Raw genomic sequence first — 24,905 nt, 5'->3', positions numbered from 1 at the left:
GTGACTGCACAGCGCCTCGAACCCGGCACCACCGCGCCCGACTTCACCCTCCAGGACCAGGACGGAGCTTCCGTCTCCCTGCACGATCTCCGCGGGCGCCGGGTGATCCTGTACTTCTACCCTGCGGCGATGACCCCCGGCTGCACGACCGAGGCGTGCGACTTCCGCGACAGCCTCTCCTCCCTCCAGGGCGCCGGCTACTCGGTGCTGGGCGTCTCCCGGGACGACGTCGCGAAGCTCAAGCAGTTCGCCGAGCGCGACGGCCTCTCGTTCCCGCTGCTCAGCGACGCCGATCTCGCCGTGCACCGCGCCTACGGCGTCTGGGGCGAGAAGAAGAACTACGGCAAGGTCATCGAGGGCGTGATCCGCTCGACCTTCGTCATCGACGAGGACGGCGTCATCGAGCACGCGCTCTACAACGTCAAGGCCACCGGCCACGTGGCTCGGATCCGCAAGCTGGTCGGCCTCGCGGCCTGACGCCAGACGGTCCGCACCTTCGAGCGGACGACGTCACTCCTGCTCGGCGTCGGCCTGTCGGCGCGCCTCGGCGCCCGCGCGCCGCGACAGCAGGAACAGCAGCACCACGCCGATCGCGGCCGGGATGAGCAGCGACAGCACGAACAGCGTCGGGAACGGCCGCAGGCCCACGGCGCTGAGCGCCACGGCGATGGCGAGGATCTGCCCCACCATCCCGCCGCTACGGCCGTATGAGCGGCCGCGCAGCACCGCGTACGCGAGCACCGCGAGTCCTGCGGCGCCGATCAGGCTGAGGCCGATGAGCCCCAGCGCGGACGGCAGCGATCCGGCGTCTCCGGCGCTGAGGTCGAAAACCTCGATCAGCGTGATCACGAGCAGTGCGACCGCCTCCAGGGCGAGCAGGGCCGCCGCGGCGATGGTCAGTCTCGACGGGCGCATGGCGGCTCCTGGAGTCTCGGGGTCGGCGGCGGTTCGCTCGCGGTTCCGCTGCCGTTCACACGCGGTCCAGAAAAACCTTGATCGTTAGCCTTTCATGTAAGAGAATAGATGACAGCCATGTGCTCCCACAGCGGCGTGGGGCGAGCATCTGCTCGCATCACCGATGGGCGTCGGCCCCCGAACGCCGCCTATGCATTCCGGGCACGCGAACGTCGCGCGCCCACGACATTCCACACCGAGGAGCCCCCATGGATTGGCGCGACAAGGCCGCCTGTCTCACCGTCGACCCCGAGCTGTTCTTCCCCGTCGGGAACACCGGTCCGGCCGTCGATCAGATCGAGAAGGCGAAGGCCGTGTGCGCCCGGTGCACCGTCACCGAGGTCTGCCTGCAGTACGCCCTCGAGTCCAGCCAGGACTCGGGCGTCTGGGGCGGTCTCAGCGAGGACGAGCGACGCGCCCTGAAGCGCCGCGCCGCGCGCGCCCGTCGCGCCGGCTGATCCTCCGCTGCTGAGCCGTCGGCCGCTGAGCTCGTCGAAGCGCCCGACGCCCGAGGCGTCCGATGCCCATCCGATCCGGGCCCTTCGACGGGCTCAGGGACCGGATCCGGCTCAACCGTTGACCCAGCGCATCGGGATGTCGATCGTGACGGTGGTCCCCTCGCCGTCCGATCCCTCCCAGACGATCGTGCCGCCCAGCTCACCCTGGATGAGGGTGCGGATGATCTGCGTGCCGAGTCCCTGACCGATCCGCCCCTCGGGCAGCCCGTGTCCGGTGTCGCGGACGATCACCCGCAGGTTCTCGTCGGTGCGCTGCGCCTCGATCGTGACGAGCCCCTCCTGGCCGGCCAGACCGTGCTCGACCGCGTTTGTCACGACCTCGGTCAAGGCCAGCGCCAGCGGGGTCGCGTACTCGCTCGGCAGCACGCCGAAGCGCCCTGTCGACTGCGTGCGCGCCCGCGTGCTCGGCGCCGAGGCCACCTCCGCCACGAGCTTGAGCACGCGCGCGAACACCTCGTCGAAGTCGACCTTCTGCGCGAGCCCCCCGGCGAGCGTGTCGTGCACGACCGCGATCGACTCCACCCGGCGCATGGCCTGCGTGAGCGCGTCGCGCGCCTCCTCGGAGTGCGTGCGCCGCGCCTGGATCCGCAGCAGCGACGCGACCGTCTGCAGGTTGTTCTTCACGCGATGGTGGATCTCGCGGATCGTCGCATCCTTGGTGATGAGCTCCTGCTCCTGATGGCGCAGCTCGGAGACGTCCCGGCACAGCACGATCGCGCCGATCCGGGTGCCGTGGTCCTTGAGCGGGATCGCCCGCAGCGACACCGTGACCCCCCGCGCCTCCACGTCGGTGCGCCAGGGCGCGCGGCCCGTCACGACCACGGGCAGCGATTCGTCGACCTGCCTCGACGGCGGGACGATCCGCGTGGTCACCTCGACCAGGGACTCCCCCTCGAGCTCCTCATCGAAGCCCATCCGGTTGAACGCGCTCAGCGCGTTCGGGCTCGCGAAGGTCACGACGCCGTCCACGTCGATGCGGATGAGCCCGTCCGACGCGCGCGGGGCGCCGCGGCGCGGCGACGTAGGGGCGGACGGGTCGGGGAACTCGCCCACCGAGATCATGCGGAACAGGTCGTCGGCGGCCTCGTTGAACGTGATCTGCTGGCGGGACGGCGTGCGCGCCTCGCCGAGGTTGGTGTGACGGGTCAGCACTCCGATCGGCGGGGCCGGCTCCGCGTCCTTTCCGCGCGCCCGCACGATCGGCACGGCCCGCACCCGCGTCGGAGTCTCCTCGAACCAGTCCGGATTGGCGGAGTCGACGATCTCCGCCGTGTCGAACGCGCCCTGCACCTGGGTGCGCCACTGCGGCCGCACCCGCTCCCCCACGATGTCGCGGTAGAACAGCGTCGCCGCGCCGCTGGGCCGGGTGTGCGCGACCGCGATGAAGGATCCGTCGGCCGTCGCGATCCAGATGACGATGTCCGCCGAGGCCAGATCGGCCAGCAGCTGCCCGTCGCCGGCGAGACGATGCAGCCACTCGACGTCTTCGTCGTCGAGGCAGCCCTGGGCGTGGGCGAGATCACTGAGTGTCGACACCCTGACAGCCTAGGGCGTGTGCGGCGTCCTCATCGGCGCGCCGAACCCGGCCGGCGCGCGCTGTCAGAGGATGGCGAGCGACGTCGCGCGCCAGCGCCGGTCGAGGCCCTCCAGGCGCACCGCCACCGCGCGGGCGCGCCCGGGCGTCTGCACGATCAGCGCGGCCTCGACAACGCCGTCGGCGGGCTCCGACACGTGCGTGGACAGGATCCGGAACACCGGGCGCGCCGGGGCGACGCCCCGCGCGCTGCGTGCCCGCGCCGACAGGTTCGCCCGCGCCGTGAGCACGAGGAATGCGTCCTCCGTGAGCCATCGGGCGAGCTGATCCGCCTCGCGCACCCCGGCGAGCACCTCGAGGACGCCGCGCGTGATGCTCTGCAGCAGCGGCGCCGGATCCGGCAGCTCCGCGCTCGGCGTGGGCTGCGGCGCGAAATCCTCGAGCGTCATCATCTGCGTATCCCCCCTTCGCCACGGAACATGGCGTGTCTGGCATTCGAGCACATCCGCACGGCGTTCGGGGCGCACGCGGCGAGGAATGTGGATAACCCGTATATCGGGCGCGCCGGTTCCCGTACGCTCGTCGGCATGGAATGGGACCGGCTCTTCGAAGACCTCGAGGATCAGATCGCCTCGGGCTGGGAGGCCGAACGCGCGGCGCTGGACGCCGAGACGGAGCGGCTGCGCATCGCGCGGCTGGATCTGCGCACCCGGCTGGGCGTGCTCGCCGACGAGGGGTCGACCGTCACCGCGGTGCTCACCGACGCCACCCGGGTGCGCGGCCGGCTGCGCGCCGTGGGCGCCGACTGGGCCGCCGTGCAGCCGCACGAGGCCGCGGGGCTGTCGCTGCTGCCCGCGCACGCCGTGGAGCTGTGGTCGCTCGATCACGGGGCGCTGCTCACCAGCGGCGCCGCCGCCGAGCCGCTGTCCCCGCTGCGGGAGCGGATGACCTTCGGGTTCGTGGTCCGCGACCTCGCCCGCCGTCGCAGCGGGGTCACGCTGAGGACGCGTTCGGGGGCGGTGCTCGCCGGCACGATCGACCGCGCGGGCGCCGACCACCTCGATCTGGCGCTGCACGACGCCGGGTCCCCGCGGCGAGCCAGGGCGGTCACCGGCTTCCGCGTGGTGCCGTTCGCCTCGGTGCTCTCGATCGGCACCGACGCCCCCGCTCCCGGCCTCTCCTGAGCGCCGCCGGGCTGCGCAGGTCACGAGCAGCAGCGGTGGAAGACCACCGGGAATCGGGTCGCGGCGGGCCCCGTGCTCACTCCCCGCGGCGCACCGGAGGACCCCACAGCTCCGGGAAGCTCGCGGCATTCGCCTGCCGCCACAGCGCCCGGCGCCGGGCGTCCTCGGCCTGGTCCGCGAGGTACTCGGCGATCGAGTCCTCCTCGACCCGCCAGGCTCCCGGAGCGCCGAGGCGCGCGCCCCGCAGACGGCCCTGCAGGATCAGTTCGACGATCTCCTCCGCCTGCACGCCGAGGAGCTCGGCGACCTGAGCCGGAGCGAGATAGCGCGGGGCAGCAGCGGAAGCGTCGGGCATGCACCCCATTGTGCTCCGCGCGGGCCCTTCGGCGGCGCGGCGCCGTGCGCTGTGGATAACTTTTCCGGCACGGATCCGGATTCTGTGACCATGGCCCCATGAGCACCGCACGAGCAGGGCGCCGGCCCTGGACCGATCTGCGCTTCTTCATCGGCCTCCTGCTGATCGTCGCGTCCGTGGCCGGGGTGTGGCTGATCGTGGGCGCGGCCAAGCAGACCAGCCCTGTCCTTCAGGCCGTGCGCACGATCGTCCCTGGCGAGCCGCTCACCTCGGCCGATGTCCGCGTGGTCGATGTCGTGCTCGGGTCCGCAGGCGCCGGGTACCTGACCCCGGCGACTCTCGAGCCCGGGCTCATCGCCACCCGCACGATCAGCGAGGGGGAGCTCGTGGCGTCGGCGGCCGCGGCGGACGCCGACGAGGGGCGCACCACGTCGGTCGTCGTGCGCAGCACGGTGCCGGTGCCCGCCGCGGTCGCGACCGGCTCGACGGTCGAGCTGTGGGAAGCCGAGCCCCTGGCCGAAGGCAAGGGTTTCGCCGAGCCCCGGGTGCTGCTCTCGGAGGCCACCGTGGCCTCCGTGGACCGCGACGACGGCCCGCTCTCGGCGAAGGCCACCACGCTCGAGCTCGTGGTGAGCCGAGCCGAGGTCGGAGAGGTGCTCGCCGCCATGACCGGCGGCTCGTCCCTGTCCGTCGTCCCGGTGGGAGCGCGCTCGTGACCGCCGTCGTCCTCGCCCTGCCATCCGAGCGGGCGGAGCTCCTGGCGGAGGAGCTGCAGCTCGCCGGCGTCGAGGTGCTCGCACGCATCGCGCCGGAGCACGCTGCACGCCTCACGGCGCGCGCCGAGGAGCTGCGCGACGCCGACGCACTCCTGCTTCCCGCCGAACGGGCGTGGCTCAGCGGCGCCCTGCGGAACGCCTGCGACCGCGCAGGGGTGCGGATCGTGACGCTCGGCGACGGACCCGCCGCAGCGCGGATCGCACGCCGGCACGGTCTCGGCACGCCGCTGCCGGCCGGCGCGAGCGGATGGGATGTCGCGGACGCGCTGCGCCCCCGGGCCGACCGCGGCGAGACGGTTCCGGAGGCGGCGCCCGAGGATGCGCGGACCGAGAGCCGCCTCGTCGCGGTGTGGGGCCCGCACGGCGCACCGGGCCGCAGCACGGTGGCCGTGCAGCTGGCCGCGCTCCTGGCCGCGCCCGACCGCGGCGTCGCGCTCGTCGACGCGGACACGCACGCCCCCGCGATCGCGCTGATGCTCGGGCTCACCGATGACGGTCCCGGCATCGCTGCGGCATGCCGGCGCGCCGACCTCGGGCTGCTCGACGGCGCCGAGCTCAGCCGGCTCGCCACCCCGGTCGAGACATCCGGGGGCACCGTCGACGTCCTGGTCGGGATCAACCGGCCGGCCCGCTGGCCCGAGCTCTCCCCCGCGCGCCTGCGGGCCGCCCTCGAGGCGTGCCGGCGCTGGAGCGCGATCACGGTGGTCGACGTCGCCGCCTCCCTCGAGGCCGACGAGGAGATCGTCAGCGACCTGGACGGCCTGCGCCGCAACGCCGCCACCCTGACCGCGCTGCACAGCGCCGATCGCATCGTCGCCGTCGCCGCGGCCGACCCGCTCGGCATCGCCCGCTTCGTCCGGGGCTACGCCGAGCTCCGTGCGGAGGTCGGCGACGTGCCGGTCACCGTCGCCGTGAACAAGGTGCGCCCCGGTCCGCTCGGCATCGACGCACGCGGCCAGATCCGCCGCGCCCTCGACCGCTTCTCGGGCATCCGCGACGTGCACTTCCTTCCCTACGACCAGCGCGCGCTGGACGCCGCGGCGCTGCACGCACGCCCGGTCGCCGACGTCTCGGGTCGCTCGGCGTTCACTGCCGCCATGCGCACGCTCGCGGGAGCTCTGCAGCGCGACGAGCAGGCGGGGCCGGCGACCACGCGCAGGGCGCGGCGCGAGGCCGCCACGATGTGAGCACCGGGCGGCCCCCGATCGCCGGCTACTGCTTGTAGCTCGCCAGGAAGTTGCCCAGCCGCTCGATCGCCTCGGTGATCACGCGCGGCTCCGGCAGAGTCACGACCCGCAGGTGATCCGGCGTCGGCCAGTTGAAGCCGGTGCCCTGCACGAGCAGGATCCGCTCCGCGACGAGCAGGTCGTAGATGAGCTTCGCGTCGTCGTGGATCTCGTGGACGTTCGGATCCAGCCGCGGGAACGCGTACAGCGCCCCCGCCGGCTTGACGCACGTCACACCGGGGATGGCCGAGAGGCCCTCCCACGCCGCGTCGCGCTGCAGGTGCAGCCGACCGCTCGGCGCGATCAGCGCCTCGATCGACTGCACCCCTCCCAGCGCGGCCTGCACGGCGTGCTGCGCAGGCACGTTCGGGCAGAGCCTCGTCGACGCCAGCAGCGTGATGCCCTCGATGAAGCCCTTGGCGTGCTGCTGCGGGCCCGTGATGACCATCCAGCCCGACCGGAATCCGGCGACGCGATACGTCTTGGAGAGCCCGTTGAACGTCAGGCACAGCAGGTCGGGCGCGAGGGTCGCGGTCGAGATGTGCTGCGCGTCGTCGAACAGGATCCGGTCGTAGATCTCATCGGAGAGCAGCAGCAGATCGTTCTCTCTCGCGACCTGCACGATGCCCTCGAGCACCTCGCGGGAGTACACCGCCCCGGTGGGGTTGTTGGGGTTGATGACGACGATGGCCTTGGTACGGGGGGTGACCTTGGAGCGGAGGTCCTCCAGATCCGGGTTCCAGCCGTTCTCCTCGTCGCACAGGTAGTGCACGGGGGTGCCGCCGGCGAGGCTCGTCATCGCGGTCCACAGCGGGTAGTCCGGTGCGGGGATGAGCACCTCGTCCCCCTCGTCGAGCAGGGCCTGCATCGTCATCGTGATGAGCTCGGAGACGCCGTTGCCGAGGTACACGTCCTCGGGGTCGACGAGCGGGAAGCCCTCGACCTGCTCGTAACGGCTCACCACCGCGCGACGTGCGGAGACGATGCCCTTGCTCTCGCTGTAGCCGTGAGCGGTGGGCAGTGTCGCGAGCATGTCGCGCACGATCTGCTGCGGGGCCTCGAACCCGAAGATGGCGGGATTGCCCGTGTTCAGCTTGAGCACCGTGTGACCTGCTGCCTCCAGCCGTGCCGCCTCGGCGAGCGCGTTTCCGCGGATCTCGTACAGGACGTTCTTCAGCTTGGAGGACTGGTCGAAGGTTCTCGGGGTCATCGGGCAAGATTACCGCCCGCGGGAGCCCCGGCCGGTCACGCCGGGTTCGACGCCGGTGCCGTGCGGATCGTCCCGGTGCGCAGCGCCTCGGCGTGCGCAGCCCGTTCGCGACGGCTGCTCTCCACATGCGCCGCGGCGAGTTCGGCGGCACGCTCGCCGTCGCGCATCCGGATCGCCTCGAACAGCGCGACGTGCTCCTCGCTGATGTGCTGGAGATCGTCGTGCTGCGACAGCGCCCAGCGCAGCCGGCTGCGGATGCCGCGCATCATGTCGCTCAGCAGCCTGTTCTCGGCGAGCTCGGTGACGATCTCGTGGAAGTCCGCGGCGGCACGCCGGGATCCGATTCCGTCCCCGGAGCGCGCCCCGGTCTGCTCCGCCTCGAGCGAGAGCTCCAGCCGCGCGAGCCCGTCTCGGCGATGGCGCTCCGCCGCGAGGCGGAAGGCCAGCGGCTCGAGCACGGCGCGCACCTCGTCGAGGTCGGCGAGATCGGCATCGGTGAAATCGCGCACGACGGCCCAGGTGTGCGGGCGCAGCTCCACGAGCCCCTCCGCCTCGAGCACCTTGAGGGCGTCGCGCACCGGCACTCTGCTCACTCCGGACTCGGCGGCGAGGTCGCGTTCGATGAGACGGCTGCCGGGAGCGCGCACGCCGTCGAGGATCGCGTCGCGCAGCCACGTCACGATCCTCGCGGATTCGAGCTGCCGTTCATCCTTGCTGGTCACGGCACCATTCTTCCATCGAACCGGCGGACGCCCCCGACGGCGGCGCGCCGGTCAGACCTTCGCCGGCTCCACCCAGCGGATGCCCTCCTTGAGCGTGGGCACGATCTCCGTGCCGATGCGCCGGGCGAGCAGGTCGTCCAGCCGGTCCAGCGGACCGATGAGCGCACGCCCGCCGGCGCGGGCCACCCGGATGGCGGCGTCGATCTTCGGCTGCATCGAGCCCTCGGCGAATTTCATCGCGGCGACGGCGTCGGCCGAGGCGGTGTGGATGTCGCGCTGCTCCGGGGTGCCCCAGTTCTCGCTGACGTAGTCGCCGTCGGTGAGCATGATGAGCGTGTCGGCCTGGATGTCCTCGGCGAGCGCGGCGCTGGCCAGATCCTTGTCCACGACGGCCTGCACGCCGATGTGGCGGCCCTTGGAATCGATGCGGACGGGCACGCCGCCGCCGCCCACGCACACGGCGAGGCTCCCGGCCTCGAGCAGGCGACGGATCAGCGGAGCCTGCACGATCGAGAGCGGCAGCGGCGAGGGCACGACCCGACGGAACGAGTTGCCGTCCTTCGCGATGGTCCAGCGGTACTCCGCGGCGGCCTCGGCGGCGTCGTGCGCGGAGTACTGGGGACCGATGAGCTTGGTCGGGCGGACGAAGGCCGGGTCGGCCTCGTCGACGACGGTCGTGGTGATGACACCGGCGACCTCGCGCTCGCCGCCCAGCGCGTTGGAGAGCTCCTGCTGCACCACGTAGCCGATCATGCCCTGCGTCTCCGCACCGAGGAGGTCCAGCGGATACGCCGCGACGTCCTGGTAGGCGAGGTTCTGCAGCGCGAGGAGGCCGACCTGGGGCCCGTTGCCGTGGGTGATGACGACTTCGTTCTCCCGCGCGAAGGATGCGAGCGCCTCGCAGGCGGCCTTCACGTTGGCGCGCAGGTATTCGGCCGTCATCGGCTCGCCCCGGCGGGCGAGGGCGTTGCCCCCGAGTGCGACTACGACACGCATCTGGTCTCTCCCTCTGATGTGGCCTCTCGGCGTCGACCCCGCCCGCTCCCCGGACCCTCCGCGGACGGCGGCGCCTGCCGCCTCCGCTGCCGTCCGCACTCCCCCGCCCGCACGTGCCCCTGCCGTGCCGACAGATATGGATGACGATGTCCACAACCCCCATCGACCCCGCCCTGGTGGATCCCGGCGCCGAGCGCGTCGCAGAGTACTCACGGCGCGGGTACGCGGATGACGTGCTGCCGATCCGCCCGCAGGACCGCACCTGGCGGACCACGCAGTTCATCACCGTGTGGATGGGCCCGATCCACAACATCCTCTCCTACTTCACCGTCGTCGGCTTCTTCGCGCTGGGGCTCTCCGCCTGGCAGGTCGTCGCCGCGATCATGATCTCGGCGGTGATCGTCTCGATCGGCTACATCCTCAACGGCCAGGCGGCCGCGAAGTACGGCGTGCCGTTCGCGATGCAGCTGCGCGAGGCCTTCGGACACAAGGGAGCACTGCTGCCGACGTGGATCCGCGGCATCATCGCCGGGGTGGTGTTCTTCGGGCTCACCACGGTGTCGTCGGCCAAGGCCTTCGACGTCGTGTTCGCCACGATCTTCCCGGGCTACATGGACATCGGAGGCGGCGGGACGATCCTGGGCCTCGCGATCCCGACCGCGATCTCCTACCTGGTCACGTGGGTGATCACGGTCGCGCTCTTCCTCGGCGGCCAGAAGTTCCTCGGCCGGTTCAGCACCTGGGCCAACCCGGCCGTGTTCGTGCTCGTCGTGATCGCCGTCGTGCTCGCCGTGGTCAACGCGGGCGGCTTCGGCCGGGTGTTCGCCTTCCAGGCCGTGCACAGCGCCGTGACCCCGCTGATCTTCATCAGCTGCGTGTCCGCGCTGGTCTCGAACGGGGCCGGTCCCATCGTCAACACCGGCGACTACACGCGCAACGCCACGTCGATGCGGGCGCCCGCCATCGGCTTCCCGATCGGCGTGATCGGCTCGTACATCCTGTTCACCCTCGTCACCGTGTCGTTCATGGCGTCGCTGCAGGTCGCGACCAGCGGGAAGTTCGACATCAACAGCCCCGGCGTCTTCGTGCAGGCCATCAACTCGATAGGCAACCCGTTCGTCGTGGTGCTGCTCATCCTCGCCATGAACGTCGGCGCCATCGCCTTCTGCGTGTTCGGCAACATGCTCCCGGCGGGCCTGCAGCTTACGGCGCAGATGCCGAAGGTGTTCACCGTCAAGCGCGCCGCGGTGCTGTCGGCCGTGCTCGGCACGCTGATGCTGCCGTGGGTCTTCCTGGAGAACACCGCGGTGCTGTTCCTGTTCTACTCGTTCATCGGATCCATGTTCGGCCCGATCGCCGGCATCATGCTCGCGTCCTACTTCATCGAGCGCCGCAGGACGCTGGACCTGGACGGCATCTACGCCGACTACAAGGGCGGGCAGAAGGGATCCCTGCCCCCATACAACTGGCGGGCCGTGGGGCTGCTGATCGTCAGCTTCCTCGTCACCATGGCCGGCACCGTGCTCACGAACGTCGACTTCCTGGTGCAGATCAAGAACCTCGCGTTCTTCTCCGGCCTGCTCATCGGATTCGCCGGATACACGATCCTCACCCTCGCCGCCCGTCCGCGGCGCTGACCCGCACGAAGGAGACACCCATGAGCACCACTCCGCCGGCCGACGTCCTGGACCGCTACTTCGGTCCGGCCGTGCAGGCCACCCTCGACGGACTGCGCGCCGGAGACGGCGGCCCCTTCGGCGCCACTCTCGTCGACCCCGAGGGCGAGATCGTGGTCGCCGTCGGCAACACGGTGCTGCGCGAGACCGACATCTCCGGGCACGCCGAGATGGTCGCCGTGCGCGAGGCGTGCAGGAAGCTGAACACGCTGGACCTGTCCGGCCATGTCATGTATGCGACGTGCGAGCCCTGCCCGATGTGCGTGGCGGTGATGATGTGGGCGGGGATCACCACGTGCTATTACGCCTCCACACACGTCGACGCCGGCGAGCACGGGTTCAGCGACCTGCATCTGCGCCGCTACCTCGACGGCAGCGACACCTCGACGCTCGACATGATCCACCTCCGCAGCGGACGAGACGACTGCGCCTCGATCTGGACCGAGTTCGAGCGTCTCAACGGCTGACGCAGGACGACGCAGAAGGCCGGCACCCGAGCGGGTGCCGGCCTTCTGCGCGTCCTGACGGGACGGGTTACTTCTTGCGGCCCTGGGCGCGCCGCTCCGCACGGTTGGCCGGGGCGGCGTCACCGCCATCCACGCGCTGTCCGAACGCACCGCGAGCGGCCGGCTGGGCGGCCTCCTCGCTGTCGGCCTGGGCGCGCGCGGCGGCCTGGCGGAGGCGGTCCGTGGCGGCCTGCTGCACCTGGCCGCGCTCGTTGCGCACCTCGACGTCGCCCGCGTCGTTGGGTGCGGAGTACTCCAGGCGCTGGTCGCCCGCCGACTCGGCGAGCCCCTTCGCCTCGACCTCGGTGATGCCTTCGTCGCCGGCCTGGCGCACCTCGACCTCGAGGTTGTAGAGGTAGCCGACCGACTCCTCCTTGATCTGGCCCATCATGGCCTGGAACATCGCGTAGCCCTCGCGCTGGTACTCGACCAGCGGGTCGCGCTGCGCCATCGCCCGCAGACCGATGCCGTCCTTGAGGTAGTCCATCTCGTAGAGGTGGTCGCGCCAGCGGCGGTCCAGCACCTGCAGCACCACGCGGCGCTCCAGCTCGCGCGTGGCAGCCTCGCCGAGCGCCGCCTCGCGCTTCTCGTAGGCGACCATGGCGTCGGAGACCAGCTCGCGCTTGAGCCCTTCGGCCGTGATGCCGCCCTTGCGCCCCCCGGCCTCGGCGACGACCTCGTCGATCGTCACGTCGACCGGGTAGAGCGTCTTCAGCTCGGTCCACAGGCTGTCGAAGTCCCAGCTCTCGGTGTGCCCCTCGGAGGTGTGGTCGTCGACGATCGCGCCGATCGCATCCTCGATGAAGTGCTTGACCCGGTCGGCGATGTCGTCGCCCTCCAGGATGTGCCGACGGTCGGCGTAGATCGCCTCGCGCTGGCGGTTGAGCACGTCGTCGTACTTGAGCACGTTCTTGCGCATCTCGGCGTTGCGGGCCTCGACCTGGCTCTGCGCGCTGCGGATCGCACGGGTCACCAGGCCCGACTCGATCGGCATGTCCTCGGGGAAGTTCGTGCGAGCGAGGATGGCCTCGGCGGCGCCTTGCTGGAACAGCCGCATCAGGTCGTCGGTGAGGCTCAGGTAGAACCGGCTCTCGCCCGGGTCGCCCTGGCGGCCGGAACGACCGCGGAGCTGGTTGTCGATGCGGCGCGACTCGTGCCGCTCGGTGCCGAGCACGTAGAGGCCGCCGGCCTCGACGACCTTCGCGCCCTCCTCCTCGACCTTGGCCTTCATGGCCTCGTAGGTCTCTTCCCAGGCCTGCTCGTACTCCTCCGGCGTCTCGACCGGATCCAGCCCGCGGGACTTCAGCTCCTGCACGGCGAGGAACTCGGCGTTGCCGCCGAGCATGATGTCGGTGCCGCGACCGGCCATGTTCGTGGCCACCGTCACGGCGCCGAGGCGTCCGGCCCGGGCGACGATCTCGGCCTCGCGGGCGTGGTTCTTCGCGTTCAGGACCTCGTGCTTGATGCCGCGCTTGCTCAGCAGCCGGGAGAGGTACTCGCTCTTCTCGACGCTGACGGTGCCGACGAGCACCGGCTGGCCCTTCTCGTGACGGGCGGCGATGTCCTCGACGACCTGCGCGAACTTCGCCGTCTCGTTCTTGTAGACGAGGTCCGGCTTGTCCTGGCGGATCATCGGCTTGTTCGTGGGGATCGGCACCACGCCGAGCTTGTACGTGGACATGAACTCGGCCGCCTCGGTGTCGGCGGTACCGGTCATGCCGGCGAGCTTCTCGTACAGGCGGAAATAGTTCTGCAGCGTGACGGTGGCGAGGGTCTGGTTCTCGGCCTTGACCGGCACGCCCTCCTTGGCCTCGATCGCCTGGTGGATGCCCTCGTTGTAACGGCGTCCGACCAGGATGCGGCCGGTGTGCTCGTCGACGATCATGACCTCGTCGTTCATCACGACGTAGTCGGTGTCGCGCTTGAACAGCGCGAGCGCCTTGATCGAGTTGTTCAGGAACGAGATGAGCGGGGTGTTCGCCGACTCGTACAGGTTGTCGATGCCGAGGTAGTCCTCGACCTTCTCGATGCCGGGCTCGAGCACGCCGACCGTGCGCTTCTTCTCGTCGACCTCGTAGTCGACGTCGGGCTCGAGGGTGCGCGCGATCTTGGCGAACTCGGCGAACCAGCGGTTGGCCTCCCCCGACGAGGGGCCGGAGATGATGAGCGGCGTGCGCGCCTCGTCGATGAGGATCGAGTCGACCTCGTCGACGATCGCGAAGAAGTGGCCGCGCTGGACGAGGTCCTCCTTGCGCCAGGCCATGTTGTCGCGCAGGTAGTCGAAGCCGAACTCGTTGTTCGTGCCGTAGGTGATGTCGGCGTTGTACTGCTCGCGACGCACCTCCGGCGTCTGCCCGGAGACGATCACGCCCGTGGTCATGCCCAGGGCGCGGTACACGCGGCCCATGAGCTCGGACTGGTACGAGGCGAGGAAGTCGTTGACCGTGATGACGTGCACGCCCTTGCCGGCGATCGCATTGAGGTAGGACGGGAAGGTCGCCACCAGGGTCTTGCCCTCACCGGTCTTCATCTCGGCGATGTTGCCCTCGTGCAGCGCCGCGCCGCCCATGATCTGCACGTCGTAGGCGCGCATGCCCAGCGTCCGCTTGGCGGCCTCGCGGACGGCGGCGAAGGCCTCCGGCATCAGCTGGTCGAGCGTCTCGCCCTTCTCGAACCGCGCCCGCAGTTCGGCGGTCTCATTGCGGAGGTCCTCGTCGCTGAGCTTCGCGAAGTCGTCCTCGAGCGCGTTGACGGCCTTGACGACGCCGTTCAGGCGACGCAGGATCCGTCCCTCGCCCGCGCGCAGCAGCTTCTCAAGAGGATTCGCCACGGATTCCATCTCCCTAGGGGTTCTGTGCCCGATCTGTTTCGGGGCCCGCGCACGTCGCGCGCACGGCATACGGGTTCATGTTACCGGCCCGTGACCTCGGGATCCTGTGCACGGGCGTCGGCCCGGCTGCGTTCGCTGCGAGCGTCATGGAAGCCCTGACGTGCGGCGGTGACACGCCGCACCTCGGGAGCGCTCCAGGGTTTCCGCGTATGCATATACTCGGCAACAGATTCCGGAAGGGACAAGCCGATGTCGGTGCGCCAGAGCCTCCTCGCCATCCTCGACCAGGGCCCGTGCTACGGGTACCAGCTGCGGGCGGAGTTCGACCGCCGTACCGGCTCGACCTGGCCCCTCAACGTCGGGCAGATCTACAACACCCTGGAACGCCTGGAGCGCGACGGACTCGTGGAACGCAGCGAGGCGGACGACCAGGGGCACGTGTACTGGGCGATCACCGACGCCGGGTCCGCAGAGGTCGCCGGGTGGCTCTCCTCCCCCGTCGAGCGCGGAGGCGGCGCCAGGGACGAGCTCGCGATCAAGCTCGCCGTCGCGGCGACCCTGCCGGGCGTCGATGCGCCCGCCGTGTTCCGGACGCAGCGGGCGGCCTCGCTCGCCCGGCTGGAGGAGTTGCGCCGCGCAGCCCCGGCGGACGCCGCCGCAGACGGCCCGGAGGACCTCGCCAGGGCCCTCGTCGCAGACGCCCTGATCCACGCGGCCGAGGCGGAGGTGCGCTGGCTCGACCGTGCCGAGCAGCGCCTCGCGGCGCATCCGCAGCACACCCTGGCGCTGGAGCTCTCGACCGAGCGCCCGAAACGCGGGCGGCCGGCGCGCGCCGTGGTCTGACCCCGCGGGAGGCCTCGCCGTCCCCGACTGATCGCCGAGGGCGTAGCGGATCCACAGCCCCGCCACGGTCCGGGACCATAGGATCGGCCCATGGCCGGTTTCTGGGGCAGACGCAAACGTGAACAGGAAGAGCTGCAGGCTCAGGACGCGGATCTGGCGCGCCGTGCCGAACAGGCGATCGTCGCCGCGGACGAGCGGATCCGCACCGCGGCCGACGAACTCGCCTTCGCCGCCGCCGAACTCGGCGACGAGATGACCGCCGACTTCCGGGCAGCCCTGGACGCGGTGCGCACGCACATGGGCGAGGCGTTCCAGCTGCATCAGCTCAACCACGATGAGATCCCGGACACGGCGGAGGAGCTGCGCACCCGCCACGCGCGCATCGTCCAGCTGTGCCAGTGGGCTGAGGACCTCATCGACGAGAAGTCGGCCGCGATCGCCGACGCGGTGACCCGAGTGCGCAACGCGCCGCAGGTGGTCGCCAAGGTGCGCGCGGACGCCGCGGCCCTCGAGGCGAGGGTGCCGCAGGCGCAGGCGACCGTGGACCGCCTTGCGACCCGCTACTCCGACACCGCCATGCAGCGCATCGCCAAGAGCGCCGAGGAGGCCGCCCAGCTCGTGGTGTTCGCGAACCACGGCGCCGATGTGTTCGAGCGCCGCCGCGACGCCGGCCGCAACCAGGAGGCGGTGCTCGCCCTCGAGACCGCCACCGAGGCCACGCGCCGTGCGTCCGCGCTGCTCGACGCCGTCGACGACTTCGAGATCGAGGCGCTGCGGGCCGAGTCCACCCTGGCCGAGGTCGTCGCCGACTCCCGCAACGACCTCGCGGCCCTGCCGAGCGCGCCCGACGCGCCGGCGGTCGCGGCTGCGGCGCTCGCGCTGCAGCAGGCCCTCGACGCACTGGCACCGGCCGGGAGCCGCACCGACCCGTTCGGCGAGCTGACCCGGCTGCGCGCCGCGAACACGGCGCTGGATGCGGCGATCGCCGCCGCCCGCTACCGCGCGGAGCACCCGCTGCCCACGATCGACGCCGTCCGGCACGCCCTCGACGACGCGGACCGACAGCTGGGCATCGCACGCGGGCTGATCGAGGGGCACCGCGGCTGGATCGGCGCCGACGCCCGCACCCGTCTCGCCGAAGCCGAGCGCCTGCGCGTGGACGTGCCCTCCCTGCTGCCCGCCGAGGAGACCCGCGAGGAGGCCCTGAGCACGGCGCGGCGCATCGCCCAGCTGGCCGCCGAAGCGCTGCAGCTGGCACAGCGGGACATCGACTCCTCCCGCCCGAACCAGGGCTGGGGCGGCGGCAACGGCTGGGGCGGCGGGAACGGCTGGGGCGGCGGTCGCGGCTCCGGCGGCGGCGACATCGTCTCCGGCGTGCTCGGCGGCCTCGTCATCGGCGGCCTGCTCGGCGACATCTTCGACTGACCCACCGGACACGAAGGAGCGGCCCGGAACCGAAGTCCCGGGCCGCTCCCCTGTCAGCGGATCCTCTCTCCGGGGACCCTCGCCCGCAAGCTCAGCCGACCAGCTCCTCGGCGGGAGCCGCCTGCGTGGTGAGCGAGATCACGCCGTAATCCCAGCCCTTGCGGCGGTAGACGACGCTCGGGTGGTCGCTGCGCGCGTCCACGAACAGGAAGAAGTCGTGGCCGACGAGCTCCATGCGGTCCACGGCCTCCTCGACCGTCATCCACTCCGGCTCGAACTTCTTGGTGCGGATCACGACCGGGGAGTACTCCTCCTCGACCTCCACCGTCGGGATGGATCCGGTGGACACCGCACGCAGGGTGTCGACGGAGACCGGGTGCACGTCGATGCCGGAGAGCTCGCCGGTGCCCTTCTCGAAGCGCGCGCCGCGCGGGTGGTGCCGTCCGTCGATGCGGCGCTCCTTGGCCCGTCGCACCTGCTCGATGAGCTTGTCGACGGCGAGGTCCAGCGCGACGAACTTGTCCGCGTCGCGCGCCTCGGCCCGGACCAGCGGGCCCTTGCCGATCAATGTGAGTTCGACGGTCTCGTCCTCGACATGACCGCCGCGATAGGAACGATGAGTGACCTTGACGTCCAGGCTCTGCGCCTTCGTCGCAATCGTCGCGATCCGCGCGGTCTTCTCCTCGACCACCGCTCGGAATCGATCGCTGATGCCGACTCCGACACCGACGATGTTCGTTTCCATCCTGACCTCCTTGTTCCGGTCCGCCCGGCCAAGGGCGGACCGTGGTCGCCTTTGTGAGTCCCCACCGTAGTCGCCGTTTCCCGCGATGTCATCCACTATTCATCTGTGTGTCGTAGGGATCCGCTGCGCACCTCACCCGACCCCCGCTCGCCCCCTCATCCCCGCCGTGGCGTCGCGGCGACGGCGACCGCTCCCACCACCCGGAAACCGGCGGCCCGCAGCGCGCGCACGGCCTCGGCGGAGGTCGCGCCGGTCGTGACCACGTCGTCCACGACGAGCGCGGTGAGCCCGGCCCCTGCGCGAGCCGCGACCAGGGCGCCGTCGAGGTTGCGTCGTCGTTCCCGTTCGCCGAGACCGCGCTGATCCTGCATCCGGCGGGCCGGGACGAGGGCGCGCCGCACCGGGATGCCGGTGGTGCGCGCCAGCGCATCGGGCAGGCGGAATCCGCGCCGTCGGAACGCCGCCCGCGATGTCGGCACGGGGACCACCAGGTCGATGCGCCGGGGTCCGCCGACGTCGGCGCGCACCGCCTGCACAGCGGCGGCGAGCGCCGGGCGCAGCAGCCGGATGAGCGACGTCTGGCCGTCCTCCTTGATGGTCCGCAGCACAGCGGCGGCCGGCCCCTGGAACGCGAGACCCGCGCGCAGCGGCACGTCGCCCGCCCGCACGCGGACGGGGCACGGCGCGAGAGCGGCCTCGCATGCCGGGCACAGTGCCGTCCCGGCGACTCCGCATCCCGCGCACACCGAGGCGAAGACGAAATCGGCGACCTCGCGGATCAGCCGGAGAGCCCTGTCGCGGGCTGCGGGCGCGAGGGACGGGATCGTGGAAGGCATCCTCCGAGCATGCGCCGCTCCCGCCGGGCAGCGGAGCGCCGGCCGCATCCGGTGCGCAACGCGCCCGACGTCGCTCCTGTGCAGGGCGATCGGGTCAGCCGCCGAGCTGCACGGCGAGCACCTTGACGCCCGTTCCCTCCTGCTGCCAGTTGGGCCCGCTGCGCTGATACAGCACTCCCCCGCCCAGGACGCGCACGTTCGCGGTCGGCGACGCGGGCGCGAGCGTCTGAGCGGCATCGGGCGCGTCGATCGTCTTGGCGGGTCCGCCGACCTGCTGCTCGCGCAGCACCAGGTTCGAGCCGTCGGCACCCAGCACGCCCACCGTCGTGTCGTCGAGCCACGCGACGTTCACGGCGCCGCTGGGCCAGGCGATGACGTTCACCTGACCCAGCGCGGTCGGCGCGCCGCGGTCGTCACGCGTGATCGCGAAGACCTCCACCCGGAACTGGCCGCCCGCGACGACGGCCATGGCCAGCCGCGCACCGTCACGACTGACCGCGAACGAGGTGGCCTGGGCCGCATCCTGGGGACCGGCGATCGGCCGGGGCGCCACCGACGTGGACCAGGCGTCGATCGATGCCGGCGACTGCGCCGGAACGGTCCAGATGTAGCCGAACGGGTCCAGGGTGGGCGCGATCAGCCCGCCGCGGCCGTCGATCTGGTCGATCTTGCCGTCGGCGATCGCGTACACGACGCCATCGGCACCCTGCACCGCCACCCGCTGCGCGCCGCTGGCGGCGCTGATCGATCTGATCGGCTGCGGGAACCCCTGCACCTGGGCGGAGACGCCGCCGATCGGCGCGAGGGCGCCGCCGGCGAGGAAGCCGAAGCCCTTGTCGGTGAGCACGAGCGGCCGGGGATCGACGGCGGTCGACGCGGCGGGGATGGTTCCGGCGTTCGTGTCGCGGCCGGCGATGGTGATCTTGACCTGCTGCACGCCGATGCCGATCAGGCTGTGCTCGAGCTGCGTGCGCATCCGCGACAGCGTCACGGGATCCACGTCGAGCGCCGCATCGGTGAGCACGATCTCGGCGACCTGCGACTCCGGAGTGACGGTGTTGCGGGCGAGCGCCACATCGCCGGTGAACGCCGTGCGCACGCCGTTCGCGAGCCACGGGCTGGGCTTGCCGCCGACGAGCGACTGCACGATGCGGCTCGCCGTGTTCTCCCGCTTGGGGAACCACCGCACGTCGGGCACCAGATACGTCCAGGTCGGGTCGAAGTACTGCAGCGAATAGGGCGCGAACACGTCGGCCGCCGCGAAGGAGTCGGCGTCGAGCACGATGCCGTCCGGAGCCTGCGAGATCCGCCACTGGCCGTTCTTGTTCTTCTCCAGGGCGAACGGGAGCTCTGCGGCACGGCCGACGGGCTGCCCCGAGTACGCACCGGTCTCGTCGACCGTCGCCGTCTGCTGCAGCGCCAGGTGCACCGTGGTGGAAGTCGTCTCCTTCGTGACTTCCGGCGCGTCGTAGCGGCGCTCCGCCGAGCCCGTGTCGATCGTCACCCCGGCATCCGGCTTCCACTTCTGCGCCTCGCCGGATGTGAGGAACTGCCGGGCGATGCCCCAGCTGTCCTTCGGACTGGATGCGGCGTCGATGAAGCCGCGGACGATCTCCTTGGGATCCATCCCGTCGGACGGCCCCTGGGGCACGAACGCGAGATCGGAGCCTCCGTCGCTCTGATTCGCGGCGAGGCCGGGGCGCACGTCGCCGGTGACCGGGAGCGACGCGCAGGCCGTCAGCGCGAGCAGCGCGAGAGCGACCGCGGCGCCGCGGACGATCCGTACGATCCTCATGACTCCTCCTCGCCGTCCTCCGACTGCCGGGCCGATGCGCGCGCCGCGCCCGCCGGCGAGATGGTGATCGGGTCGGTGCTCACGCCGATCTCGGCGATCGCGTCGATCGGCTCCAGAGGCACCGGTGACGCCCCATCGAGCGGCCGCGATCCGCGCGGCAGGGTGAGCACGAAGTTGGTGCCCTCCCCCGGGCGAGACCACACCGTCAGCGTGCCGCGGTGCAGCCGGGCGTCGCCCAGGGCGATCGAGAGTCCGAGCCCGGTGCCTCCGATCGTGCGCTGCCGGGACGGATCCGCCCGCCAGAACCGGTCGAACACCCGCTCGGCGTCCTCGGGCCTCATCCCCAGGCCCTGATCGCGCACGCCGACCGCGACCGCGTTCTGATTGCTGTCCACGGTGATCACGATCGGGCGCCCCTCGCCGTGCTCGATCGCGTTCCCGATGAGGTTGCGGAGGATGCGCCGCACGCGTCGCGGATCGAGATCGACCGGGGTGTGGCCACCGGGCGCGACGAAGCGGAGCTCGGTGTCGTGCGTCTGCGCGAGCGGGCGCATCTCGTCGACCAGGTCCTCCGCGAGATGGGCGAGGCTCGTCGCCTCGGTCTCCAGCTGCACGGATCCGGCGTCGTAGCGGCTGATCTCCAGCAGATCGGCGAGCAGAGTGTCGAACCGGTGCACCTGGGTCTGCAGCAGCTCCGCCGTGCGGGCAGTGGTCGGGTCGAATTCCTCACGGCGGTCGTTGAGCATCTCGGCCGCGAGGCGGATGGTGGTCAGCGGGGTGCGCAGCTCATGCGAGACGTCGGAAACGAACCGCTGCTGCATGAGGGACAGCTCGCCGAGCTCCTTGATCTGGGCCTCGATGCTGTCCGCCATCGCGTTGAAGGAGCGCCCGAGCGTGGCCAGCTCGTCCTGGCCGTGGACGGGCAGGCGCACGTCGAAGTCGCCCCCGGCGAAGCGGGCGCTCGTGTCCGCCGCCTCGGTGATCGGCTGCACCACGGTGCGCAGGGAGAACCAGGCGATCAGCCCGATCAGCGCGACGAGCACGATGCCCGCGATCCACAGACTCCCCTGGACCAGCACGAGCGTCTGCTCCGTGTCCGTCAGGTCGTACGCGATGTACAGCGCGTACGACCCCGTCCCCGAGCCCGCGGCGGTCAGCTGCTGTCCGACGAGGAGCCCGGCGTGCTGGGATCCGTCGGCGTCGCGCAGCGCGACCGGCTGCCACCACTGCTTGGTGCCGTCCTTGGCCACGCGCTGCTGCAGCTGGTCGGTGACGAGCGCGTCCCTGTCGAAGCCGTTGAGCGTGAATCCGGCCGACGACGGTCCGGAGTCGAGCGGGAAGACGCCGACCACCCGCGACGACGACACCGTCTGGACGGTGTCGCTGACATCGCGCAGGAGCCCGATCACGGCGGTCTGCGTGCCCTGCGTGTTCGCCGAGCTGAGGACCGCCTGCGCCGACTTCGCCGCGCGCTGCGCGTCGTGCAGCGCCTGATCCTTGCGCGCCTCCCAGAGGTTGTTCTGCACCGCGAGCGCCATCAGCACGCAGGTCACGAGCACCGCGACGCTGGTGAGCGCCAGGGCGATGACCAGGGTGCGGAAGCGGAGCGACTGGCGCCAGAGCCGCGCGATCCGCCTGCTGCTGCGGCGCGCACCGCGCACCGCCGCATTCGCGAGCGCCACGGTGTTCGTCATCGGCGGATCTTCATCGACGGAAGTGCTCTGCAGCGGTGGTCGCGGCGGACGTGCCGGGTCAGACCACGCTCCCTGCGCGGTATCCGACGCCGCGCACCGTGGTAACGATGCGGGGGTTGTCCGGGTCGAGCTCGACCTTGGCGCGCAGGCGCTGCACGTGCACGTTCACCAACCGAGTGTCGGCCTTGTAGTGGTAGCCCCAGACCTGCTCCAGCAGCATCTCCCGGGAGAACACCTGCTGCGGCTTGGAGGCCAGGGCGACCAGCAGCTGAAACTCCAGCGGCGTCAGCGCGATCGGTGTTCCCGCCCGCCGCACCTCGTGCGCGTCGACGTCGATCGTGAGATCCCCGATGCGCAGCACCTCGCTCGTGGACTGCGGCGTCGGACGTAGCCGGGTGCGGATGCGCGCGACGAGCTCCTTCGGGTTGAACGGCTTGACCATGTAGTCGTCGGCGCCGACCTCGAGTCCGCGCACCACGTCCGCGGTGTCGCTGCGGGCCGTGAGCATGATCACGGGAACGCCGGACTCGGCGCGGATGCGGGTGCAGATCTCGATGCCGTCCATACCGGGCAGCATGAGATCGAGCAGCACGAGGTCGGGACGCTGGCTGCGCCATTCTTCCACGGCCTTGGCGCCGTCCGCGCAGAACACGGGCTCGAAGCCCTCCGTGCGCAGCACGATGCCGATCATCTCGGCCAGGGCCGTGTCGTCATCGACCACGAGGATGCGTGAGGTCATGGGCGGGCAGTCGTCTTTCGGATCTCGTTTGTTCGGATCGCTTCGGGCGCGTGCGAGGCGCGGATCGGCGCCCCCCACGTCGGACCAGCGTACTTCACCGCTCGCCGAACTCGTCGGATCCTGCCGCGGCGTCCATCGCGGCCGGATCCCGGTCCCGGTGGTGTGACACGATGGACCCACACGCGAACCGGAGGACTCGTGAGCCAGCAGAGTGTGAACGCGCAGGGCTGGACCCCTGCCCCCAAACCGGGCCTGATCCCGCTGCGCCCGCTGGGTTTCGGCACGATCCTCGGCAAGTCGTTCGCGGCGCTGCGGCACAACCCGAAGGTGCTGTTCGGCTTCGCGGTCGTCGTGCAGCTGCTGGTCGCGATCGTGATCCTCGCCGTCATCGGATCCGTCGCATTCGCGACGCTGAGCCGGCTCGAGACCGTGCAGCCCGGCAGCGAGGAGTGGACCACCCTGTCCATCGGCTCGGCGGCCTTCATCGGGCTGGCAGGCCTGGTCATGGGACTCTTCTCCGTCGCCTTCACGGCGATCGTGCAGGGGATCGTGGCGGCGGACGTGCGCGCCGCCGTGCTGCGCGAGAGCGCGACGCTCGGCGCGCTCTGGTCCCGCGTGCGCCCGGCCGCCTGGCGCCTGATCGGCTACACGCTGCTGTACGGCGCCGGCGCTGTGGTCGCGGTCCTGCTGATCCTGGGCGTGCCGGTCCTCGCGATCGCCGTGCCCACCGGCTTCGACAGCACCGGCATCGGCATCTCCGTGCTCGTCATGCTGCTCGGCATTCCGGTGCTCCTCGCGCTCTCTGCCTGGATCGGCACGAAGCTCATGCTGGTGCCGTCCCTGCTGGTGCTGGAGCGGGCCCGCGTGCGGGAGGCGATCGTCCGCTCCTGGCGGCTCACCCGCGGTCGGTTCTGGTTCGCGTTCGGGATCGTGTTCCTGATCGGTCTGATCATGTACATCGGAACCCAGGCCATCAGCTTCATCGGGAACCTGATCACCGGCCTGTTCGGTCCGGTGCTCAACCCCACCGGGATGACCCAGATCTCCTTCACCGCGAGCGCGATCGTCGGTCTGGTGATCACCCAGATCCTCGTCGTGGTCCTGCAGTCCATCAGCGCGGTGGTGCAGTCGACGGCGGGCGCGCTCGTCTACATCGACTGCCGGATGCGGTACGAGGGGCTGGACCAGGATCTGATGGCGGCGATGGAGCGCCGCGCCGCGGGCGTCGATGACGGTTCGGATCCGTTCCGCACCGATCCGGCGCGGGCCATCCGCGCCGGGTTCCGTCCGCCCCGGGCGGTGCCGTACCCGCTGCCTCCGGGTCCCGCGCAGGGGTACCCGGCGCCCGCGGGATACGCGCCGCCACAGGGGTACGCCGCACCGCAGGGGTACGCGGTGCCGCAGGGGTACCCGGTGCCGCAGGGGTACGCCGCACCGCAGGGATACGCCGCACCGCAAGGCTCTCCTGCACCGCAGGGGTACCCGGCAGCGCCGCCGCCGTACGCCGCTCCGGCCTCCGCGCCCGCCGCGCCGCCGCCTCGCGTCGCCCCGATCCCGCCCGCGCAGGACAGCCCGTGGGCGCCGACACAGGATGACGGCTGGGCCGCGCCCGGATCCGATCGGCCATGACCCGAGCCTCCGCCCGTCTCGCGCGACTCGCCCACCCCGGGGCCTACGGGATCGCTCTCGCCGTGATCCCGCTGATCCCGGACGGCGACGCGGCGCGCGAGCTCGCGGAGAAGGAGCTCGCCAAGCCGGAGTACCAGGCGGCGAAGCCCACGCTCATCGATCAGTGGGCGCGCGCGATCGTGGACTTCCTGATCCGACTGTTCACGCCCCAGCACGCGACCGACCTCGGCCCGTGGGCGGCGATCGTGCTCGGGGCCATCCTCGTCGGGGCGCTGATCGTGGTGCTCCTGATCTGGGGGCGCCCGCGGCGCTCGCAGTCGCGCCCGTCGCGCTCGGTGCTGCTCGGCTCGGCCGACGACCGCTCCGCCGCCGAGCTTCGCGCCGATGCGGACCGCGCCGCGCGGGACGAGGACTGGTCGGAGGCGATCGTGCTGCGCTACCGCGCGATCGCGCGCTCCCTCATCGAGCGCGACCTCATCGCGCCGGCGCCGGGCGCCACAGCGCAGACCATCGCCCGTGAGGCGGCCGTGCCGTTCCCCTCCGAACGGGAGGCGCTGCACGACGCCGCAGTGGCCTTCGACGACGTCCGCTACCTCGGCCGCGCCGGAACCGCCGAACTGTACCGGGCGCTCGCCGGCACGGACGACCGGCTCCGCGCCCTGCGCCCCGTGCTGCCCGAGGCGGTGCCGGCATGACGGCCGCGCCACCGGCA

The 24,905-nt window shown here is 71.4% G+C and carries 24 protein-coding genes; 11 read left to right on the top strand and 13 right to left on the bottom strand.

All coding sequences use genetic code 11. From position 1 onward, the window contains the following. On the top strand, positions 1-477 hold the full coding sequence (gene bcp / locus ACYQ1L_RS06060; protein ID WP_460003338.1) for a thioredoxin-dependent thiol peroxidase: 477 nt from the start codon (positions 1-3) through the stop codon (positions 475-477). A gap of 33 nt (positions 478-510) precedes the next feature. Here bcp and ACYQ1L_RS06055 read toward each other — a convergent pair whose 3' ends face one another. Then, a complete protein-coding gene (locus tag ACYQ1L_RS06055; protein WP_460003337.1) occupies positions 511-915 on the bottom strand; it encodes a hypothetical protein in 405 nt (134 codons plus the stop codon). Between the two features lie 248 nt (positions 916-1,163). On the opposite strand from ACYQ1L_RS06055, the gene ACYQ1L_RS06050 reads away from it, so the two are divergent. Next, a complete protein-coding gene (locus ACYQ1L_RS06050; RefSeq protein ID WP_045249333.1) occupies positions 1,164-1,412 on the top strand; it encodes a WhiB family transcriptional regulator in 249 nt (82 codons plus the stop codon). A 111-nt stretch (positions 1,413-1,523) separates the two neighbouring features. On the opposite strand, the gene ACYQ1L_RS06045 is transcribed toward ACYQ1L_RS06050, so the two are convergent. Beyond that, the gene (locus ACYQ1L_RS06045; protein ID WP_460003336.1) at positions 1,524-3,008 is read right to left on the bottom strand and encodes a sensor histidine kinase; all 1,485 of its coding nucleotides are present in this window, start codon (positions 3,006-3,008) and stop codon (positions 1,524-1,526) included. A 63-nt stretch (positions 3,009-3,071) separates the two neighbouring features. Beyond that, positions 3,072-3,455 (bottom strand): Rv3235 family protein, encoded by a 384-nt coding sequence (locus ACYQ1L_RS06040; protein WP_460005765.1) that lies wholly within the window; start codon positions 3,453-3,455, stop codon positions 3,072-3,074. Positions 3,456-3,593: 138 nt separating this feature from the next. Here ACYQ1L_RS06040 and ACYQ1L_RS06035 point away from each other — a divergent pair, with 138 nt between their 5' ends. Further along, positions 3,594-4,190: a hypothetical protein gene (locus tag ACYQ1L_RS06035; protein WP_460003335.1), complete on the top strand. Its 597-nt coding sequence runs from the start codon at positions 3,594-3,596 to the stop codon at positions 4,188-4,190. 76 nt (positions 4,191-4,266) lie between these two features. Here ACYQ1L_RS06035 and ACYQ1L_RS06030 read toward each other — a convergent pair whose 3' ends face one another. Beyond that, the gene (locus ACYQ1L_RS06030) at positions 4,267-4,545 is read right to left on the bottom strand and encodes a helix-turn-helix domain-containing protein (RefSeq protein WP_460003334.1); all 279 of its coding nucleotides are present in this window, start codon (positions 4,543-4,545) and stop codon (positions 4,267-4,269) included. 98 nt (positions 4,546-4,643) lie between these two features. Here ACYQ1L_RS06030 and ACYQ1L_RS06025 point away from each other — a divergent pair, with 98 nt between their 5' ends. Both ACYQ1L_RS06025 and ACYQ1L_RS06020 read left to right on the top strand, forming a co-directional pair. Continuing rightward, complete coding sequence (locus ACYQ1L_RS06025; protein WP_460003333.1) at positions 4,644-5,261, top strand: SAF domain-containing protein; 618 nt, start codon at positions 4,644-4,646, stop codon at positions 5,259-5,261. Further along, positions 5,258-6,508, top strand: a complete 1,251-nt coding sequence (locus ACYQ1L_RS06020; protein ID WP_460003332.1) for a CpaE/TadZ family protein — start codon at positions 5,258-5,260, stop codon at positions 6,506-6,508. Before ACYQ1L_RS06025 ends, ACYQ1L_RS06020 begins: the two co-directional genes overlap by 4 nt. A gap of 25 nt (positions 6,509-6,533) precedes the next feature. Here ACYQ1L_RS06020 and ACYQ1L_RS06015 read toward each other — a convergent pair whose 3' ends face one another. The 3 genes from ACYQ1L_RS06015 to ACYQ1L_RS06005 are packed head-to-tail and all read right to left on the bottom strand — an operon-like array spanning position 6,534 to position 9,475. Then, a complete protein-coding gene (locus tag ACYQ1L_RS06015; protein ID WP_460003331.1) occupies positions 6,534-7,757 on the bottom strand; it encodes a pyridoxal phosphate-dependent aminotransferase in 1,224 nt (407 codons plus the stop codon). Between the two features lie 35 nt (positions 7,758-7,792). Then, positions 7,793-8,479 carry a GntR family transcriptional regulator gene (locus ACYQ1L_RS06010; RefSeq protein WP_460003330.1) on the bottom strand — a complete coding sequence of 229 codons (687 nt, stop codon included), beginning with the start codon at positions 8,477-8,479 and terminating at the stop codon, positions 7,793-7,795. A gap of 51 nt (positions 8,480-8,530) precedes the next feature. Next, on the bottom strand, positions 8,531-9,475 hold the full coding sequence (locus tag ACYQ1L_RS06005; RefSeq protein WP_460003329.1) for a carbamate kinase: 945 nt from the start codon (positions 9,473-9,475) through the stop codon (positions 8,531-8,533). Between the two features lie 146 nt (positions 9,476-9,621). On the opposite strand from ACYQ1L_RS06005, the gene ACYQ1L_RS06000 reads away from it, so the two are divergent. Both ACYQ1L_RS06000 and ACYQ1L_RS05995 read left to right on the top strand, forming a co-directional pair. Beyond that, the gene (locus tag ACYQ1L_RS06000) at positions 9,622-11,112 is read left to right on the top strand and encodes a cytosine permease (RefSeq protein ID WP_460003328.1); all 1,491 of its coding nucleotides are present in this window, start codon (positions 9,622-9,624) and stop codon (positions 11,110-11,112) included. 20 nt (positions 11,113-11,132) lie between these two features. Beyond that, positions 11,133-11,618 carry a nucleoside deaminase gene (locus tag ACYQ1L_RS05995; RefSeq protein ID WP_460003327.1) on the top strand — a complete coding sequence of 162 codons (486 nt, stop codon included), beginning with the start codon at positions 11,133-11,135 and terminating at the stop codon, positions 11,616-11,618. Between the two features lie 67 nt (positions 11,619-11,685). Here the strand turns inward: ACYQ1L_RS05995 and secA are convergent, their stop codons facing one another. Further along, on the bottom strand, positions 11,686-14,487 hold the full coding sequence (gene secA / locus ACYQ1L_RS05990) for a preprotein translocase subunit SecA (protein WP_460003326.1): 2,802 nt from the start codon (positions 14,485-14,487) through the stop codon (positions 11,686-11,688). A gap of 249 nt (positions 14,488-14,736) precedes the next feature. Here secA and ACYQ1L_RS05985 point away from each other — a divergent pair, with 249 nt between their 5' ends. Together ACYQ1L_RS05985 and ACYQ1L_RS05980 are read left to right on the top strand one after the other, a co-directional pair. After that, complete coding sequence (locus tag ACYQ1L_RS05985) at positions 14,737-15,330, top strand: PadR family transcriptional regulator (RefSeq protein WP_460003325.1); 594 nt, start codon at positions 14,737-14,739, stop codon at positions 15,328-15,330. Between the two features lie 90 nt (positions 15,331-15,420). Further along, positions 15,421-16,755 carry a coiled-coil domain-containing protein gene (locus ACYQ1L_RS05980; protein WP_460003324.1) on the top strand — a complete coding sequence of 445 codons (1,335 nt, stop codon included), beginning with the start codon at positions 15,421-15,423 and terminating at the stop codon, positions 16,753-16,755. Positions 16,756-16,846: 91 nt separating this feature from the next. Here the strand turns inward: ACYQ1L_RS05980 and hpf are convergent, their stop codons facing one another. The 5 genes from hpf to mtrA form a co-directional block, all read right to left on the bottom strand. Next, entirely contained in the window at positions 16,847-17,500 is a 654-nt protein-coding gene (hpf, locus tag ACYQ1L_RS05975) for a ribosome hibernation-promoting factor, HPF/YfiA family (RefSeq protein WP_159576459.1), read from the bottom strand. A gap of 155 nt (positions 17,501-17,655) precedes the next feature. After that, complete coding sequence (locus ACYQ1L_RS05970) at positions 17,656-18,336, bottom strand: ComF family protein (RefSeq protein ID WP_460003323.1); 681 nt, start codon at positions 18,334-18,336, stop codon at positions 17,656-17,658. Positions 18,337-18,430: 94 nt separating this feature from the next. Next, positions 18,431-20,131: an LpqB family beta-propeller domain-containing protein gene (locus ACYQ1L_RS05965; RefSeq protein WP_460003322.1), complete on the bottom strand. Its 1,701-nt coding sequence runs from the start codon at positions 20,129-20,131 to the stop codon at positions 18,431-18,433. Further along, complete coding sequence (mtrB, locus tag ACYQ1L_RS05960; RefSeq protein ID WP_460003321.1) at positions 20,128-21,825, bottom strand: MtrAB system histidine kinase MtrB; 1,698 nt, start codon at positions 21,823-21,825, stop codon at positions 20,128-20,130. Before mtrB ends, ACYQ1L_RS05965 begins: the two co-directional genes overlap by 4 nt. Positions 21,826-21,883: 58 nt before the next feature. Further along, positions 21,884-22,564 carry an MtrAB system response regulator MtrA gene (mtrA, locus tag ACYQ1L_RS05955; protein ID WP_460003320.1) on the bottom strand — a complete coding sequence of 227 codons (681 nt, stop codon included), beginning with the start codon at positions 22,562-22,564 and terminating at the stop codon, positions 21,884-21,886. Between the two features lie 198 nt (positions 22,565-22,762). Between mtrA and ACYQ1L_RS05950 the strand changes: the two genes are divergently transcribed. Together ACYQ1L_RS05950 and ACYQ1L_RS05945 are read left to right on the top strand one after the other, a co-directional pair. Next, a complete protein-coding gene (locus ACYQ1L_RS05950) occupies positions 22,763-24,193 on the top strand; it encodes a glycerophosphoryl diester phosphodiesterase membrane domain-containing protein (RefSeq protein WP_460003319.1) in 1,431 nt (476 codons plus the stop codon). After that, positions 24,190-24,888, top strand: coding sequence for a DUF4129 domain-containing protein (locus ACYQ1L_RS05945; protein WP_460003318.1), 699 nt, complete (start codon positions 24,190-24,192; stop codon positions 24,886-24,888). The genes ACYQ1L_RS05950 and ACYQ1L_RS05945 overlap by 4 nt, the downstream gene beginning before the upstream one ends. The last annotated feature ends 17 nt before the right edge of the window (positions 24,889-24,905 follow it).

This window comes from Microbacterium xylanilyticum, assembly GCF_054654695.1.
Note: the sequence above shows the minus strand (reverse complement) of the source record. Positions and strands in the feature narration are given on the sequence as shown.

What these genes read in the sequence shown, in the direction of transcription:
- ACYQ1L_RS06005 (WP_460003329.1), bottom strand. Translation starts at nt 9,475, where the DNA reads ATGCGTGTCGTAGTCGCACTCGGGGGCAACGCCCTCGCCCGCCGGGGC.
- ACYQ1L_RS06040 (WP_460005765.1), bottom strand. Translation starts at nt 3,455, where the DNA reads ATGACGCTCGAGGATTTCGCGCCGCAGCCCACGCCGAGCGCGGAGCTG.
- ACYQ1L_RS05970 (WP_460003323.1), bottom strand. Translation starts at nt 18,336, where the DNA reads ATGCCTTCCACGATCCCGTCCCTCGCGCCCGCAGCCCGCGACAGGGCT.
- ACYQ1L_RS05980 (WP_460003324.1), top strand. Translation starts at nt 15,421, where the DNA reads ATGGCCGGTTTCTGGGGCAGACGCAAACGTGAACAGGAAGAGCTGCAG.
- ACYQ1L_RS06025 (WP_460003333.1), top strand. Translation starts at nt 4,644, where the DNA reads ATGAGCACCGCACGAGCAGGGCGCCGGCCCTGGACCGATCTGCGCTTC.
- ACYQ1L_RS05985 (WP_460003325.1), top strand. Translation starts at nt 14,737, where the DNA reads ATGTCGGTGCGCCAGAGCCTCCTCGCCATCCTCGACCAGGGCCCGTGC.
- mtrB (WP_460003321.1), bottom strand. Translation starts at nt 21,825, where the DNA reads ATGACGAACACCGTGGCGCTCGCGAATGCGGCGGTGCGCGGTGCGCGC.
- ACYQ1L_RS05945 (WP_460003318.1), top strand. Translation starts at nt 24,190, where the DNA reads ATGACCCGAGCCTCCGCCCGTCTCGCGCGACTCGCCCACCCCGGGGCC.
- mtrA (WP_460003320.1), bottom strand. Translation starts at nt 22,564, where the DNA reads ATGACCTCACGCATCCTCGTGGTCGATGACGACACGGCCCTGGCCGAG.
- ACYQ1L_RS05965 (WP_460003322.1), bottom strand. Translation starts at nt 20,131, where the DNA reads ATGAGGATCGTACGGATCGTCCGCGGCGCCGCGGTCGCTCTCGCGCTG.
- ACYQ1L_RS06015 (WP_460003331.1), bottom strand. Translation starts at nt 7,757, where the DNA reads ATGACCCCGAGAACCTTCGACCAGTCCTCCAAGCTGAAGAACGTCCTG.
- ACYQ1L_RS06000 (WP_460003328.1), top strand. Translation starts at nt 9,622, where the DNA reads ATGTCCACAACCCCCATCGACCCCGCCCTGGTGGATCCCGGCGCCGAG.
- ACYQ1L_RS05995 (WP_460003327.1), top strand. Translation starts at nt 11,133, where the DNA reads ATGAGCACCACTCCGCCGGCCGACGTCCTGGACCGCTACTTCGGTCCG.
- ACYQ1L_RS06030 (WP_460003334.1), bottom strand. Translation starts at nt 4,545, where the DNA reads ATGCCCGACGCTTCCGCTGCTGCCCCGCGCTATCTCGCTCCGGCTCAG.
- hpf (WP_159576459.1), bottom strand. Translation starts at nt 17,500, where the DNA reads ATGGAAACGAACATCGTCGGTGTCGGAGTCGGCATCAGCGATCGATTC.
- ACYQ1L_RS06035 (WP_460003335.1), top strand. Translation starts at nt 3,594, where the DNA reads ATGGAATGGGACCGGCTCTTCGAAGACCTCGAGGATCAGATCGCCTCG.
- ACYQ1L_RS06055 (WP_460003337.1), bottom strand. Translation starts at nt 915, where the DNA reads ATGCGCCCGTCGAGACTGACCATCGCCGCGGCGGCCCTGCTCGCCCTG.
- ACYQ1L_RS06050 (WP_045249333.1), top strand. Translation starts at nt 1,164, where the DNA reads ATGGATTGGCGCGACAAGGCCGCCTGTCTCACCGTCGACCCCGAGCTG.